General features: G+C 49.7%; 16 protein-coding genes. 13 read left to right on the top strand and 3 right to left on the bottom strand.

The window, feature by feature from the left end; genetic code table 11:
* The first annotated feature begins 1 nt into the window (after nucleotide 1).
* Complete coding sequence (locus tag BZG77_RS09885; protein ID WP_051503281.1) at nucleotides 2-409, top strand: DUF2069 domain-containing protein; 408 nt, start codon at nucleotides 2-4, stop codon at nucleotides 407-409.
* Nucleotides 410-480: 71 nt separating this feature from the next.
* Here BZG77_RS09885 and BZG77_RS09880 read toward each other — a convergent pair whose 3' ends face one another.
* Nucleotides 481-966 (bottom strand): zinc ribbon-containing protein, encoded by a 486-nt coding sequence (locus BZG77_RS09880; protein ID WP_077647112.1) that lies wholly within the window; start codon nucleotides 964-966, stop codon nucleotides 481-483.
* Between the two features lie 106 nt (nucleotides 967-1,072).
* Between BZG77_RS09880 and leuS the strand changes: the two genes are divergently transcribed.
* The 12 genes from leuS (at nucleotide 1,073) to lipA (ending at nucleotide 13,357) form a co-directional block, all read left to right on the top strand.
* Nucleotides 1,073-3,649 (top strand): leucine--tRNA ligase, encoded by a 2,577-nt coding sequence (leuS, locus tag BZG77_RS09875; RefSeq protein ID WP_077647111.1) that lies wholly within the window; start codon nucleotides 1,073-1,075, stop codon nucleotides 3,647-3,649.
* 14 nt (nucleotides 3,650-3,663) lie between these two features.
* Nucleotides 3,664-4,287, top strand: coding sequence for an LPS-assembly lipoprotein LptE (locus BZG77_RS09870; protein ID WP_077647110.1), 624 nt, complete (start codon nucleotides 3,664-3,666; stop codon nucleotides 4,285-4,287).
* On the top strand, nucleotides 4,287-5,309 hold the full coding sequence (holA, locus tag BZG77_RS09865) for a DNA polymerase III subunit delta (protein ID WP_077647130.1): 1,023 nt from the start codon (nucleotides 4,287-4,289) through the stop codon (nucleotides 5,307-5,309). Before BZG77_RS09870 ends, holA begins: the two co-directional genes overlap by 1 nt.
* A gap of 68 nt (nucleotides 5,310-5,377) precedes the next feature.
* Nucleotides 5,378-5,695, top strand: a complete 318-nt coding sequence (rsfS, locus tag BZG77_RS09860) for a ribosome silencing factor (RefSeq protein WP_077461616.1) — start codon at nucleotides 5,378-5,380, stop codon at nucleotides 5,693-5,695.
* A 3-nt stretch (nucleotides 5,696-5,698) separates the two neighbouring features.
* On the top strand, nucleotides 5,699-6,169 hold the full coding sequence (gene rlmH / locus BZG77_RS09855) for a 23S rRNA (pseudouridine(1915)-N(3))-methyltransferase RlmH (protein WP_077647109.1): 471 nt from the start codon (nucleotides 5,699-5,701) through the stop codon (nucleotides 6,167-6,169).
* Nucleotides 6,170-6,175: 6 nt separating this feature from the next.
* A complete protein-coding gene (mrdA, locus tag BZG77_RS09850; protein WP_077647108.1) occupies nucleotides 6,176-8,053 on the top strand; it encodes a penicillin-binding protein 2 in 1,878 nt (625 codons plus the stop codon).
* Complete coding sequence (rodA, locus tag BZG77_RS09845) at nucleotides 8,053-9,171, top strand: rod shape-determining protein RodA (protein WP_077647107.1); 1,119 nt, start codon at nucleotides 8,053-8,055, stop codon at nucleotides 9,169-9,171. The genes mrdA and rodA overlap by 1 nt, the downstream gene beginning before the upstream one ends.
* Before the next feature lie 2 nt (nucleotides 9,172-9,173).
* Nucleotides 9,174-9,995, top strand: coding sequence for a septal ring lytic transglycosylase RlpA family protein (locus BZG77_RS09840; RefSeq protein ID WP_077647106.1), 822 nt, complete (start codon nucleotides 9,174-9,176; stop codon nucleotides 9,993-9,995).
* Between the two features lie 92 nt (nucleotides 9,996-10,087).
* Nucleotides 10,088-11,260 (top strand): serine hydrolase, encoded by a 1,173-nt coding sequence (locus BZG77_RS09835; RefSeq protein WP_077647129.1) that lies wholly within the window; start codon nucleotides 10,088-10,090, stop codon nucleotides 11,258-11,260.
* A gap of 130 nt (nucleotides 11,261-11,390) precedes the next feature.
* On the top strand, nucleotides 11,391-11,660 hold the full coding sequence (gene ybeD / locus BZG77_RS09830; protein WP_025744456.1) for a DUF493 family protein YbeD: 270 nt from the start codon (nucleotides 11,391-11,393) through the stop codon (nucleotides 11,658-11,660).
* 78 nt (nucleotides 11,661-11,738) lie between these two features.
* Nucleotides 11,739-12,395 carry a lipoyl(octanoyl) transferase LipB gene (lipB, locus tag BZG77_RS09825; RefSeq protein ID WP_037367580.1) on the top strand — a complete coding sequence of 219 codons (657 nt, stop codon included), beginning with the start codon at nucleotides 11,739-11,741 and terminating at the stop codon, nucleotides 12,393-12,395.
* On the top strand, nucleotides 12,392-13,357 hold the full coding sequence (gene lipA, locus BZG77_RS09820; RefSeq protein ID WP_077647105.1) for a lipoyl synthase: 966 nt from the start codon (nucleotides 12,392-12,394) through the stop codon (nucleotides 13,355-13,357). The genes lipB and lipA overlap by 4 nt, the downstream gene beginning before the upstream one ends.
* A 96-nt stretch (nucleotides 13,358-13,453) precedes the next feature.
* On the opposite strand, the gene BZG77_RS09815 is transcribed toward lipA, so the two are convergent.
* Together BZG77_RS09815 and proB are read right to left on the bottom strand one after the other, a co-directional pair.
* Nucleotides 13,454-14,707 carry a glutamate-5-semialdehyde dehydrogenase gene (locus tag BZG77_RS09815; protein ID WP_077647104.1) on the bottom strand — a complete coding sequence of 418 codons (1,254 nt, stop codon included), beginning with the start codon at nucleotides 14,705-14,707 and terminating at the stop codon, nucleotides 13,454-13,456.
* Nucleotides 14,708-14,744: 37 nt separating this feature from the next.
* Complete coding sequence (proB, locus tag BZG77_RS09810) at nucleotides 14,745-15,899, bottom strand: glutamate 5-kinase (RefSeq protein ID WP_077461622.1); 1,155 nt, start codon at nucleotides 15,897-15,899, stop codon at nucleotides 14,745-14,747.
* Nucleotides 15,900-15,968 lie beyond the last annotated feature (69 nt).

Raw genomic sequence — 15,968 nt, 5'->3', positions numbered from 1 at the left:
CATGCGCAAATTGTCTTTGCTGAGTAACCTTGGCCTCATTGCTTGGGTGGTCGCGTGGCATGCTTACTTATCGCCCCATCCTCACTTGAATGCATGGGCGGTGACCATCGGCTGGACAATCCCTTTGCTGCTCCCTTTACCAGGGATCATCAAAGGTAAAGCGTTTACCCATGCATGGGCCAATTTTATTTTGATGTTCTATTTTTTACACGCCCTTACCATTCTCTATGTCGATGAAGGCGAACGGTGGATGGCTGCTGCAGAGCTCGTCTTCGTCACCGCGGCATTTGCTTGTAATATTGTCTTTGCCCGTTGGATGGGGCAATCACAAGGTCTAAAGCTGCCACGGCTTTCTCAAGTAGAAAAAGAGGAACGCCAGCGCTTTGAAGGTCGCGACGACGCCTCTTAGGCACCTTTGGTCACGGATAGACCGACCCGCGCTGTAAAACCAAACGCAAAAGCCAAGCGCTAGCACTTGGCTTACACCGGATAAGGGCGGCGGGAAAAGTAGCGATGATCACATTGCGTACACGGTGCAATCACATCGACCCGGCTGTGCCGCGTTTGATGATGGCACTGTTCACATTGCAACACGCCCAGTCCGACGATTTCACCTGCTTCATAAACGCCATGATGTTGAAGATCATCGAACATTTCACGCCACTCTAGCTGCGTACGGTCGGTGATCTCTGCCAATTGCTCCCAAATCGAGTTAGCAATCAGATCGTTAAACACCTGACTATCAATCTCTTCGGTTTGAGATTTATCGTACTGTTCACCGAACGCTTTCACATCACGTTTAAAGTATGCCTCGATCAAGGCCCATTCATCTTTGGTCAGATCGGCCGCGGCTTTGAGGTATTGATCAGACAAGGTCACCCAATGAGACAGTGCCTCGGGGCTGTTTTCTAACGCCTCTTTTACCCGCTCGATGATACTTTGTTGGGGTTCTTTCTCTTTATTCATGGTCCTGTCCTGATTCAAGTGTTGTTGCGGTCTCTGCCTTTCGTTATTCTATGCTGATATTTCTCTTTCAGGTTTTACCTTTCTCACAGAATCTCGGAAGCCATCGATGCAAGAACAATATAGCCCGCAAGATATTGAACAAAAAGTTCAAGCCCATTGGGATGACAATAAAACCTTTGTGGTTCATGAAGACCCTAACAAAGAAAAATTCTACTGTCTTTCTATGTTTCCTTACCCAAGTGGCCGACTGCACATGGGGCATGTCCGTAACTACACCATCGGTGATGTCATTTCCCGTTATCAGCGACTGCAAGGCAAGAATGTGATGCAGCCGATTGGTTGGGATGCGTTTGGCCTTCCTGCCGAAGGCGCTGCGATCAAAAACAAAACCGCGCCCGCGCCTTGGACTTACGAAAACATTGATTACATGAAAGGCCAGCTAAAAATACTGGGCTTTGGCTACGACTGGAGCCGTGAAGTCGCCACCTGTAGTCCCGATTACTACCGCTGGGAGCAAGACTTCTTTACCACGCTCTACAACAAGGGGCTGGTTTATAAAAAGACCTCATCAGTGAACTGGTGTCCCAACGATCAGACCGTGCTCGCCAATGAGCAAGTTCACGAAGGTTGCTGCTGGCGCTGCGATACGCCGGTTGAGCAAAAAGAAATCCCGCAGTGGTTTATTAAAATCACCGATTACGCAGAAGAGTTGCTGCAAGACATCGACAAACTGGACGGCTGGCCAGACATGGTAAAAACCATGCAGCGTAACTGGATTGGTCGCTCAGAAGGTGTTGAGCTGACGTTTGATGTTGAAGGCGATCACCCCGCACTCGACGTCTACACCACGCGTCCAGATACGCTGATGGGCGTCACTTACGTGGGGATTGCCGCCGGTCACCCCCTCGCGGAGGCGGCGGCCAAAGACAACCCTGCCCTCGCTGAATTCGTACAAGAGTGCCGTAACACCAAAGTTGCCGAAGCCGAGCTGGCGACCATGGAGAAAAAAGGCATGGCGACCGGTTTGTATGCCACGCACCCATTGAACGGGCGTCGTGTCCCTATCTTTGTCGCTAACTTTGTATTGATGGATTACGGCACTGGCGCCGTGATGGCGGTGCCTGCTCACGACCAACGCGACTTCGAATTTGCTCATAAGTACGCGCTGGATATCGAGCCGGTGATCCTCGATGAAAACGGCCATGCGCCCGATTTGTCAGAACAAGCGTATACCGAAAAAGGTAAGCTGTTTAACTCGGGTGAGTTTGACGGGTTAGATTTTAACGCGGCCTTCGATGCGATTGCGAGCAAGCTTGAATCGCTAGGTAAAGGCAAGAAAACGGTTAATTTCCGTTTACGTGATTGGGGCGTCTCTCGTCAGCGTTATTGGGGTGCGCCAATTCCGATGCTGAATACCGAAGACGGTGAGGTCGTGCCCGTCCCAGCTGAGCAGCTGCCCGTCATCCTGCCAGAAGATGTGGTGATGGACGGTGTACAAAGCCCTATCAAAGCTGACAAGCAATGGGCACAAACGCAATATCAAGGTAAGCCAGCGCTGCGTGAAACCGACACTTTCGATACCTTTATGGAGTCGTCGTGGTACTACGCACGTTATTGCTCACCGCAAGCGGATCAAATGCTCGACCCAAGCGCCGCCAATTATTGGCTACCGGTCGATCAGTATATCGGTGGCATTGAGCACGCTTGTATGCACCTGTTGTATTCGCGCTTTTTCCATAAACTATTGCGCGATGAAAATATGGTCGATAGCGACGAGCCATTCAAGCAGTTACTCTGTCAGGGTATGGTGCTCGCTGATGCATTTTATTACACCGACGAAAAAGGGGTACGTGTTTGGGTCTCGCCGACTGATGTGACCGTTGAACGGGACACCAAAGGGCAAATTATTCATGCGGTCGATAGCGAAGGCAATGTGGTTTCTCACGCTGGCATGACTAAGATGTCAAAGTCGAAGAACAACGGCATTGATCCCCAATTAATGGTGGAAAAATACGGTGCCGATACCATGCGTCTCTTTATGATGTTTGCCGCACCGGCGGATATGACGTTGGAATGGCAAGAGTCTGGCGTGGAAGGTTCACACCGTTTCTTACGCCGTGTTTGGAAACTGGTCTATGAGCATACCCACAAAGGCGACGTTACTGCGCTGGCAGTCGATACGCTCAATAATGATCAAAAAGCCTTGCGCCGTGATGTGCACAAAGCCATCGCCAAAGTCAGTGATGACATGGGCCGTCGTCAGACGTTCAACACCGCCATTGCCGCGATCATGGAGCTGATGAATCGCTTGGTTAAAGCGCCACAGGACAATGAACAAGACCGTGCTGTGTTAGACGAAGCACTCAAAGCCGTGGTATTGATGCTATATCCCATCACCCCGCACATCTGCTTTACGCTTTGGCAGGCCCTGGGCGAAACCGATATCGACAGTGCCGATTGGCCGCAAGCCGATAAAGCGGCCTTGGTCGAGGAGGAAAAGCTAATCATTGTGCAAGTGAACGGTAAGCTACGTGCCAAGATCACCGTGGCCGCCGACGCCGAGAAAGAAGCCGTTGAAGCACAAGCCATGTCAGACGAAAACGTGGTCAAATTTACCGACGGTAAAACGGTTCGCAAAGTCATTTATGTACCAGGGAAACTGGTTAATATTGTTGCTAACTAACAAGGAGCGATGGAGTGGATCTGTTTAACACTGTGCTTCGCTCCCTGCTCGTCGCGATGGTCTCACTGACCATCGCGTCTTGCGGGTTTGCCTTGCGTGGCAGCTATAATTTGCCCGATGAGGTAGACAAAGTGTCATTGACGAGTTTTGATCCCTATGGGGAGCTGACTCGCCAAATGCGCAACGCTTTGCGTCAACATAACGTTCAGATGGTGTCACCCTCTGACGACGTGGCGAATATCGAGTTGCTTAGCGAAAGTGATAGTGCACAAACTTTGTCACTCTATCAAAACAGCCGAGTAGCAGAGAAAGAGTTTCGCTATGTTGCACGTTATCGTGTCACCGTGCCGGAGAAAGGTAGCTACACCTACAATACAACCTTGAGCCGTAACTTTCTCGATAACCCACTGACCGCGTTAGCCAAGTCAGTCGAGCAAAATAAGTTAGTCGCAGAAATGCGTACCGAGGCGACCCGTCAAATTATGCGTCAACTGTCTCAACTCAAAGGGGATATCGCCGCATTTGAGCGTCAGCAAGCGGAACAAGCGGCATTAGAACAACTCGAGCAGGGAGAGACGCCCACTGAGCCCAATGTGATCATCGAAACGCGTCAAACTGAAACACAGCCCGCGCAATGATGAGAGCCTATCCAGAACAATTGGCGCAGCAGCTTAATCAGCCACTGCGTCAAACTTACTTAGTCTTTGGCACCGATCCTTTGTTAAAGCTCGAGTCTCGTGATGCCATTTGCCACACGGCACGCTCACAAGGCTTTGAAGAGCATCATAAGTTTATGATTGATGCCCAATTAGATTGGCAAGAGGTGTTTGACTGCTGCCAAGCCCTCAGTTTGTTTTCTTCTCGGCAGATTATTGAATTGACCTGTCCTGAAAATGGCCTGAGCAGCGCCCAAGCCAAGCAACTGACCGAGCTTGCCAGCTACCTCCATCCTGATATTCTCTTGCTCGTTCAAGGCGAGCGGCTCAATAAAAAGCAAGAAAGTGCCAAGTGGTTTACCACGTTGGCAAAGCAAGCCTTGTATGTAGTTTGCCAAACCCCAGATGCACGTCACTTGCCCCGTTTTATTGAACAGCGCTGCCGCCATCTCGGGCTACAACCCGATCAACCCGCGCTGCAGTTGCTTGCCCAATGGCATGAAGGCAACTTACTCGCGCTGGTGCAAAGTTTACAAATCCTCCACTTACTTTATCCCGATGGTGCCCTTACCTTACCTCGGATTGAGAGTGCGTTGTCGCGGCATCATCACTTCACCCCTTTCCAACTGACCGATGCGCTACTTGCCGGTAAGGCTAATCGCGCGCAGCGTATTATCGAACAACTGCATGCCGAAGGCGAAGAGCCCACCTTGTTACTACGTTTGATCCAAAAAGAACTCAAACAACTCTATACAATCCAAGAGCAAGGGCAACAAGGGCGACCACTCAACGTGCTATTCGATCAGTTGCGTGTTTGGCAAGCGCGCAGACCCATGATCACCGCAGCACTCAATCGGCTAAACAAAGTGCGTCTCGCCTCATTACTGCGCCAGCTCGCTGAGTTAGAGATACAGTTAAAAACCGATTTTGGCAGTGACCCTTGGCCTAACCTGCACTATTTTTGTGCACTTATGTGCCAACCCGCCGAACCTCTGGCGCCCTAGCGTGTCCAAAGGGCTGCCAAGTGATATACTGCCACTGAATATAATCAGCACATACATCGAGGTTCTCTTTGCAAGCTACCGAATTAAAACAGTTTGTCGCCGACAAAGTCGATGAGTTAAAAGCCAGCGATATCGTGACGCTAGACGTGCGAGATAAATCCTGTATTACTGACTTTTTGGTGCTTTGTACAGGCAACTCGCGCCGCCATGTGGCTTCAATTGCCGAGCACGTTTGTGAGCAAGCTCAAGCGGCTGATATTGGTGCCATGGGGACAGAAGGCAAAGATGACAGTGAGTGGGTCGTTGTCGATTTAGGCGACGTCATGGTTCACGTCATGCAAGAAGAACAACGCCAACTTTATCAACTGGAAAAACTCTGGAATTAATCCATGAAAATCCAGTTGATTGCAGTCGGCAATAAAATGCCCAAGTGGGTACAACAAGGCTTTGATGAGTATCAGCGCCGCTTTCCAAAAGACATGCCGCTTGAGCTGGTTGAAGTGCCTGCCGGTAAACGCGGTAAAAATGCAGACATTACCCGCATTTTACAAAAAGAAGGCGAAGCCATGCTCGCTGCGGTGAATCGAGGCAGTCGTATCGTTACCTTAGATATTCCCGGCAAGCCTTGGAATACGCCGCAATTAGCCAGTCAACTCGAGAAGTGGAAACTAGATGGGCGCGATGTCGCCATTTTAATTGGTGGCCCAGAAGGATTGGCCCCCGACTGTAAAGCAGCCGCTGAGCAAAGCTGGTCACTTTCGCCTCTGACCCTGCCACACCCACTGGTTCGCGTCATCATGGCGGAGAGCCTGTATCGCGCTTGGAGTCTCACCACCAACCATCCTTATCATCGAGAATAACGACAGATGAAGCGCCAACGAGTTGAAATCCGAGACCACAGTACCGAGGCTGCGTTATTTGTGCGCCGCGCTATTGTCTCTTTTGTCGGCATTATGGCGCTTGTTGGAGCGTTGCTCACCAACCTTTATCATATTCAAGTAACCGAGCATCAAGACTACCAAACTCGCTCGAATGATAATCGTATTAAAGTGGTCCCTGTCGCGCCTAACCGTGGCCTCATTTATGACCGCCATGGAAAACTGCTGGCTGAAAACCGCCCGGTTTATCATTTAGAAGTGACTCCCGAGCAAGTCGATGATATGTCGGCAACCTTGGCCAAGCTTAAACGCTTGTTGTCGCTGGATGACAAAGATATTGCACGTTTTCAACAAGAACGTCGCCGCTCTCGCCGTTTTAATGCCGTGGCACTCAAAACACAACTGACTGACAAAGAGGTCGCGATTTTTTCCGCCCACCAGCATCAATTTACCGGGGTTGAAATCAAAGCCTATCTAAAACGTCATTACCCATATGGCGATGCGTTGACACACGTGCTGGGTTATGTCGCAAGAATTAATGATCGCGATATTGCCAAGTTGCGACAAAAAGACGTGCTCAATAACTACCGAGCGACGCGTGACATTGGCAAACTCGGGATAGAAAAATATTATGAGCCCGAGTTACACGGAAAAGCCGGCTATCAGGAAGTCGAGGTGAATAGCCGAGGTCGTGTGATCCGGACACTTAAATACGTTCCCCCTGAGCCCGGTAAAGACTTGATCCTCAACCTCGATATTGATTTGCAGCTGTACGTGCGCGATATTCTTGGCGAGCGCCGTGGTGCAGTGGTGGTGGTTGATCCTGATACCTCCGGGGTATTGGCCATGGTATCGACCCCAAGCTATGATCCGAACTTATTCGTCCACGGCATTTCGAGTAAACAGTATCAGCAATTACTCAATAATAAAGATCGCCCACTGGTGAATCGGGCGACCCTAGGCATTTATCCCCCCGCCTCAACGGTGAAGCCTTTTATCGCTGTCTCTGCGTTGGAAGAAGGCGTGATCACGACCCAGACCACCCGCAATGACCCTGGTTATTGGCGCATCCCTAATTCAGACACCCGTCCATTCCGTGACTGGCGCCCCTGGGGCCATGGCCGCGTTAATATTGTTCAATCGATTGAAGAATCGGTTGATACGTTTTTCTATCAAATCGCCTACGACATGGGGATTGATAAATTATCATCATGGATGGGTCGATTCGGGTTTGGTCAATACACAGGCATTGATATTCAAGAAGAGAGCAGTGCCAATATGCCTAACCGAGAATGGAAAATGAGCCGCTATCGGCAACCTTGGTACAAGGGTGACACCATTCCGGTTGGTATTGGACAAGGCTACTGGACGGCGACCCCCATGCAGATTGTTAAAGCACTTACGGTGTTGCTTAACCGTGGCGAAGTGAGAGCCCCAAAACTATTAATGAAAACCCGCGATGAAATGGGTGAACACAAACCGAAGGCTGAGCCATTTCCACCGATAAAAGGGGTAGAGGACAAGTATTGGGATGTGGGACTAAAAGGCATGCAATTGGTTAATCATGGGCGTAAAGGGACAGCGCGTCGTGCTTTCCGCTCCGCGGAGTATCTATCGGGAGGAAAATCGGGCACCGCTCAGGTCTTTGGCCTAGGCGAAAACGAAGAGTATAACGCCGATGAAATCGCCGAACATCTGCGCGATCATGCGCTATTTATGGGGTTCGCGCCTTTTGAAAATCCCGAAGTCGCGGTATCTATGGTGTTAGAAAATGCCGGTGGCGGGTCAAGCAATGGTGCGCCGATCGCGCGCCGTATCTTCGATCATATTCTCGTGGAAGACAAAGAGACGGAGGAGGAAAAATAATGAGTTCGTTAGCTCAAGCCAGCACCAAACGCTCTTTGTTTGACCGCTTACATCTCGATTTGCCCATGCTGATTGGTATTTTGTTACTAATGGGCTTCGGGCTGGTGGTCATGTATAGCGCAAGCGGGCAAAGCCTGGCGATGATGGAACGCCAAGCCATTCGCATGACGCTGGCACTTGCCGTCATGTTTGCACTCGCCCAAGTTCCTCCTCGCCACTATGAGTTTTGGTCACCCTATTTATATGCCGTAGGCGTGGTGTTATTGGCGGCGGTATTATTCGTCGGAGAAACCGCCAAAGGGGCACAACGCTGGCTTGATCTGGGTTTTGTTACCTTCCAGCCTTCAGAAATCATTAAATTGGCGGTGCCTTTAATGCTGGCTCGCTTTATTGGTAAAGATCCCCTCCCCCCAAAAATATCTTCTTTGCTGATCGCGCTATTCTTGTTGTTGGTCCCTACACTCATGATTGCCAAACAACCCGATTTAGGGACCTCTATATTGATCGCCGCATCCGGTATATTCGTGTTGTTCCTAGCCGGTATCAGTTGGAAAATCATCACCGCTGCTGTCGTCGCGCTTGCCAGCTTTATACCAATACTTTGGTTTTTCCTGATGCACGATTACCAACGAACACGGGTGCTTACCTTGTTTAATCCTGAATCGGATCCGCTCGGTGCCGGCTATCACATTATACAATCTAAGATCGCGATAGGCTCGGGCGGTTTAACCGGTAAAGGCTGGCTCCATGGAACACAATCGCAGCTCGATTTTCTCCCTGAACGCCATACTGATTTTATTTTTGCCGTCATCGCCGAAGAATGGGGGTTAGTAGGTGTTTGCGTGCTACTGGCTTTATATGTGTTTTTGATTGGGCGAGGGTTAATGTTGGCAAGTCGAGCACAAACCGCCTTTGGCCGTATGATGGCGGGCAGTATTGTGTTGAGCTTTTTTGTTTATGTTTTTGTCAACATTGGCATGGTCAGCGGTATTTTACCTGTGGTTGGGGTACCCTTACCTTTAATCAGCTATGGTGGCACCTCAATGGTCACGCTCATGGCCGGTTTTGGTATTCTCATGTCCATTCATACTCACCGTAAAATGTTATCCAGGGCATAAACATGCGAGCTATTCTTGTTGTTATTACTTCCCTTTTATTCAGCGCCTGTAGCAATCAGCAAGGGCGCTACGATATGCATAATGACAAAGCCCCAGATCGGGTCCCACAAACCATTCACGTTGAGGACGCACACCCTAAATATGAGCCTTATAGCCTCGCAGGTAATAAGGATTACACGTTAAACGGGCAGTCATACAAGATTTTACGTAAGCCAAAAGGGTATCAAGAAGCAGGAATTGCCTCCTGGTATGGAGAGAAGTTTCACGGCCATCGCACCTCTAATGGCGAGGTCTACGACATGTACTCCATGTCTGCGGCGCACAAAACCTTGCCCTTGCCGAGCTATGTCGAAGTCACTAACCAAAACAATGGCAAAAAAGCGGTCGTACGTGTCAATGACCGCGGCCCTTTTCACAATCAACGCGTGATTGATCTTAGCTATGCCGCCGCGAAGAAGTTGGGCGTGTTAAAAACAGGGACTGCGCCTGTCTCACTGCGGCTTATCTCCCCTGGAAAACCCAAGGAAGATGAGTGGCACTCCGCCCGGCACCATGCCTATTATGTTCAACTGGCGGCGCTTTCAGATGGTTTAAAAGCTAATCAAACCGCGGAACAATTAGCAAAAAGCCATGGTCTACCTACCCATATCGCGCGCCGTGACCAAGTTTATCGCGTACGTTTTGGTCCGTTTTACGACCGTGGCCAAGCACAACAAGCGATGCGCACAGCAAAACAGCACCAATTGCCGGGCGCCTTTATCGTGACCGAGGCACTTGTGAGTACTGACTCATCGGTAACAAGTGCCAAAATAGATAATCAATAAGTTAAAGAAATCGAGCCTGTCGCTCTCTACGCAATTTGGTATAGTGACAAATACAGTATCGACATCGATAACCGACAAAAGTACTAACAATGATGAATAAAACCGTTTTTCGCATACGCGCGCTGCTTTCCGCGGTTGTGCTCACCACAGCGACTGTCCAAGCCGCGCCCGCTGTCGTCCCTGATGCACCGCAAATTGCGGCTAAAGGATATGTGCTCATGGATTACCACTCTGGCAAAGTGTTGGCAGAATATAATGCTCATGAGCGCCTCAATCCAGCCAGCTTAACCAAAATGATGACCAGCTACGTCATCGGCCAAGAAGTCGAGCGTGGTAACATTTCAATGGATGATGATGTTGTCATTAGCGAAAACGCTTGGGCAAAAAATTACCCTGAATCGTCAAAAATGTTTATCGAGGTCGGCACCACGGTCAAAGCGGCCGATCTAAACCGCGGTATCATCATCCAATCCGGTAATGATGCCTGTGTGGCGATGGCAGAACATGTTGCGGGCTCGGAAGACGCCTTTGTCGATTTGATGAACCGCTGGGGCGAAAGCTTGGGCATGAACAGCTCGCATTTTTCTAATGTGCATGGTTTAGACTCTCAAAATTTGTATACCACTCCCTATGATATGGCGTTACTCAGCCAAGCGCTGATTCGTGATGTGCCAGAAGAGTATCGGATATACAAAGAAAAAGCCTTTACCTACAACGGCATTACTCAATACAACCGTAATGGCTTGCTCTGGGATAAAAGCCTGAATGTCGATGGCATTAAAACGGGCCACACTGATGGGGCCGGTTACAACCTCGTCACGTCAGCGACTGAGGGCGACATGCGTCTTATTTCAGTTGTCATGGGGACGAAGAGTGCAAATGCCCGTAAGGCTGAGAGTAAAAAGCTGCTGAACTATGGTTTCCGTTTCTTTGAAACAGTTGCACCGCATAAGGCCAATGAAACCTTTGTCACTGAGAAAGTATGGATGGGTGATACAGACGAAGTCGCGCTTGGCGTCACCGAAGATACCTTTGTCACTCTTCCTCGCGGTAAAGCACGCGATTTGAAAGCGAGCTTTGTTTTAGAACAAACCCTCGAAGCGCCTATCAGTCAGGGCGATGTGGTCGGTAAGTTGTTCTATCAAGTTGATGATGAAGACATCGCTGAATATCCTCTGGTTGCCCTCAACGATGTCGAAAAAGGCGGTATCTTTAGCCGTTTCATTGACTACATCGTGATGATGTTCAAAAACTTACTTGGATAACCTCCACTTTACGCCGCCCTCCAACCTCGTGGGCGGCTTGTTTTCTGACTCTTAGCCGATTAGTATTTCGCGTTAATCGTGATCAATCGCACAAACGTGTGTCTTAACAGACATACTGTTAGGAGTTTACATGCAAGAGCAACCAAAATTAAAAGACCTGCTGGAGTTTCCTTGCCAATTTACCTACAAGGTCGTGGGCCAAGCGAAACCTGAGCTACCGGATCAAGTGTTAAGCGTTATTCAACGCCATGCGCCGGGAGACTATAGCCCCGCCGTCAAACCGAGTGCAAAAGGCAACTATCACTCTGTGTCTATTACCATTAAAGCGACCTCCATTGAGCAAGTTGAGACGCTTTATAAAGAACTCAGCGATATTGATATCGTCCGTATGGTTCTTTAATTCAAATACCCACACGACTGGCGGCTTTTAATCACGCCGCCAGGCTCTATAATATCGCCACTGACAACAATATGGGAAATGGGTTTGCAGCACCAACTCGTTGTGAGACACCTCGGCCGTCAACCTTATTCACGTGTTTGGGAACAGATGCGTGACTTCACCGACACACGTGATGAACAGACCCAAGATGAGGTCTGGTTGGTTGAACATGACCCCGTTTTTACCCAAGGGCAAGCGGGAAAAACGGAACATATTTTGGTCCCGGGAGACATTCCAGTCGTACAATCAGACCGTGGGGGGCAAGTCACCTATCATGGTCCCGGTCAGCTGATTGCCTATTTCCTGATTAATCTTAAAAGAAAAAAAGTCGGTGTGCGGGCACTGGTCAGTCATATTGAAAATCTAGTCGTTGACACGCTGGCACACTTCCACGTCGACGCTTACGCGCGACCCGATGCACCTGGCGTTTACGTTAACGATGCAAAAATATGTTCTCTTGGGCTCCGCATCCGTCGCGGGTGCTCATTCCACGGATTGGCACTAAACATCAATATGGATTTATCACCATTCCAGCGCATCAACCCATGTGGGTATGCCGGTATGGCCATGACGCAACTGAGCGATCAGGTTGATCACGTCACACTCGCTGACGTCCAACCTGTGCTGGTAGACACTTTAACTCAACAGTTAGGTTACTCTCAGGTTGAGTTTACAACGGAAAGCAGCGATTTATGAGCAAACCGATTCAGATGGAACGCGGCGTTAAATACCGCGATGCCGATAAAATGGCGCTTATCCCGGTCAAAAATATGCAGACCGAGCAAAAAGAAGTGCTGCGCAAGCCTGATTGGATGAAAATCAAGCTCCCGGCTGAAACTGCGCGTATAAAAGAAATTAAAGACGCGATGCGTAAAAATAACCTCCACTCGGTGTGTGAGGAAGCGTCGTGTCCTAACTTGGCTGAGTGCTTTAGCCACGGTACGGCAACCTTTATGATTCTGGGTGCCATCTGTACACGTCGTTGCCCTTTCTGTGATGTGGCCCATGGCCGCCCTGTGGCCCCTGACAGTGAAGAGCCAAAGCATTTAGCACAAACTATCAAGGACATGAAGCTACGTTATGTGGTGATCACCTCGGTGGATCGTGACGATCTCCGCGACGGCGGCGCTCAGCATTTTGTCGATTGCACCCGTGAGATCCGTGCGCTTAACCCTGATATTCAAATAGAGACACTGGTCCCTGACTTCCGTGGTCGTATGGATAAAGCCCTCGATATTTTGCGTGACAATCCACCCGATGTGTTCAACCACAACCTTGAAACGGCACCGCGTTTGTACCGAAAAGCGCGCCCCGGTGCTAATTATCAGTGGTCACTGGATCTGTTGCAAAAGTTTGGCGAAATGCATCCAAACGTACCAACCAAGTCAGGCTTGATGATGGGTCTCGGTGAGACCAAAGAAGAAATTGTTGAGGTGCTCAAAGACTTACGTGCGCATGGTGTCACAATGCTAACGCTAGGACAGTACCTCGCCCCAAGCCGTCACCACTTGCCGGTTGAGCGCTATGTGCCACCAGAAGAATTCGATGAATTAAAAGAAATCGCGTTAGAGCTTGGCTTTACACATGCAGCCTGTGGCCCGTTTGTTCGCTCCTCTTATCATGCAGACTTGCAAGCAAAAGGCGTTGAAGTGAAATAGCCTTATTGTGTGGGTACATGGTAAATAAGAAAAAGCCGCAAGTGCTGAATGCACTTGCGGATTTTCTAGTCGGTTATGACTGACTAACTTTCGCCATTATACGCGCGATAAGTAATCAGCCTTACCAACCCATTTATAGGTCGTTAGCTCTTCGAGTCCCATCGGACCGCGGGCATGGAGCTTTTGAGTGGATACCGCCACTTCAGCGCCAAGACCAAACTGCGCACCATCGGTAAAACGCGTTGATGCATTGACATACACAGCCGCCGATCCGGCACCGTTGATAAAGGCTTCAGCCGATTGTAAATCATTAGTCAGTATGGCATCGGAGTGACTCGCGTTATGGATCCTCATGTGCGCAAGCGCCTGATCCACGTCATCAACAACAGCCACACCCAGTGTCGGCCCTAGCCACTCAGTATCAAAGTCACCCGTTTGTGCTTCACGTAACTGCTCAACACCATCCAGATAGGGTAATGCACTTGATGCGGCAACAACATTCAGCTTATGTTGATTAAACAGCGTGACTAAACGCGAGAACAACTGCGCAGCTACGTCCTTATGCACTAACAAGGTGTCTAATGCATTGCACGCTGATGGGCGATCTGTTTTTGCATTGAGGATCACCTCTGGCGCTCTATCAAGATCAGCACTGTGATCAACATACAGATGACTAATACCAAAACCACCGATAATGACAGGAATGGTACTGTTTTGCTTGCACATCTTATGCAGCCCTGCCCCACCACGGGGAATAATCATATCGACGTAATCATCAAGGGTCAGCAGTTCAGAGACGAGGGCGCGATCAGGCTTATCAATATACTGAACGGACGCGAGCGGAAGGCCCGCTTTTTCTAACCCAGTTTGGATCACATTCACCAGTACCTGGTTGGTTGCGAACGTTTCTTTGCCACCGCGTAAAATACTGGCATTGCCGGTTTTCAAGCATAACGCGGCAATATCGATGGTGACATTTGGACGCGCTTCATAAATCACACCAATCACGCCCAGAGGCTCACGTCGCTTGGATAATGACAGGCCATTTTCGAGCAGTTTATGATCGAACTGTTGACCGACAGGATCGGCTAATGCGATGACTTGCCTAACGTCTTTTGCCATATTGGTGAGACGTTCTGGGGTCAGTGTGAGTCTATCCAACATCGCGGCATCCATCTGTGCCTCGCGAGCGGCGGCAAGATCGATTTGGTTTGCGGCTAAAATGGCCGCCTGCTGTGCATCAAGTTCATCGGCAATGATCGCTAACGCCTGGTTTTTCGTCGCGGTCGATGTGATTGCCAGTTGGTAAGCGGCGTCTTTTGCCGACTTACCCATCGTTTGTAAGCTCATCTGTTATTCGTCTCTTCTATTCTTCTCTGCTTGGATGTTATTCGTCGATGACCACAAGATCGTCGCGATGCATCGCAACCGGTCCATACTCATAGCCTAAAATATCTGCAATCTGTTGGCTATGTGCGCCGGCAATACGGCGCAAATCACGTGCGGCATAACGACAGATCCCCCGGGCCAGACACTTACCATCAACCGATTCAATACGTGCCACTTCGCCACGGACAAACTCGCCTTTCACAGCGACAATCCCTTTGCTCAACAAACTGCTTCCGTTTTGCGTCACTGCTGTGGCGGCACCGGCATCTACCACGATCTCGCCTGCTGGAGGAGGACCCGCCAAAATCCAACGCTTGCGGCTTTCTAACGGACTGTCTAAGGGTAAAAAGCGTGTCCCCGCATTATCACCGGCGGCAGCTTTTTGGATCACCTCCGGCTTACTGCCTGCTGCAATGGTGACTTCGACACCGGCTCGACGACCAATATCCGCCGCTTGCAGTTTGGTCGCCATACCTCCCGTGCCCAAGCCACCGACACTGCCTCCGGCTAATTTGCGTAAGGTTTCATCAATCGTGTGCACTTCACGAATTAATTCAGCGTCAGGATTCGCGCGAGGATCGGCGGTAAAGAGGCCAGGTTGATCCGTTAAGAGCAAAAGCTTGTCAGCATCAGCTAAAATCGCGACCAGTGCCGACAAGTTATCATTATCTCCAACTTTTATTTCAGCGGTGGCCACCGCATCGTTTTCGTTCACAATCGGGATGATACCGTTATCTAGTAACGCATGAAGCATGTCACGGGCATTGAGAAAACGTTCTCGGTGTTCTAAATCGGCGCGAGTTAATAACATTTGCCCAACCTGAAAGCCGTATAAACTAAACAGGTGTTCCCACGTTTGAATCAAACGACACTGGCCAACGGCAGCAAGCATTTGCTTATTTGCAACCGTATCGGCTAATACCGGATAACCAAGATGCTCTCGCCCTGCTGCAATGGCTGCAGATGAGACGATAATGACCTGATGGCCTTGTTGCCTTAACCTTGCACATTGGCGGACTAACTCAACCATATGTGCTTGATCCAGGCGCGTCGAGCCACCCGTAAGCACACTGGTGCCCAATTTAACCACGAGAGTTTGCGAGGGAATGTTGGCTGCTAGGCCACCATCTTGAAATGCGTCTTGAATAGTCATGCTTGCCTGATCCACAAAAGCTTAGGTGTCTCTTTTATCAATCCCTTGCTCATTTAACAAGAGCTGGGA

The sequence above is a fragment of the Salinivibrio sp. IB643 genome (assembly GCF_001996105.1).
Lineage (GTDB): Bacteria > Pseudomonadota > Gammaproteobacteria > Enterobacterales > Vibrionaceae > Salinivibrio > Salinivibrio costicola.
This window is presented reverse-complemented; position numbering and strand designations above follow the sequence as displayed.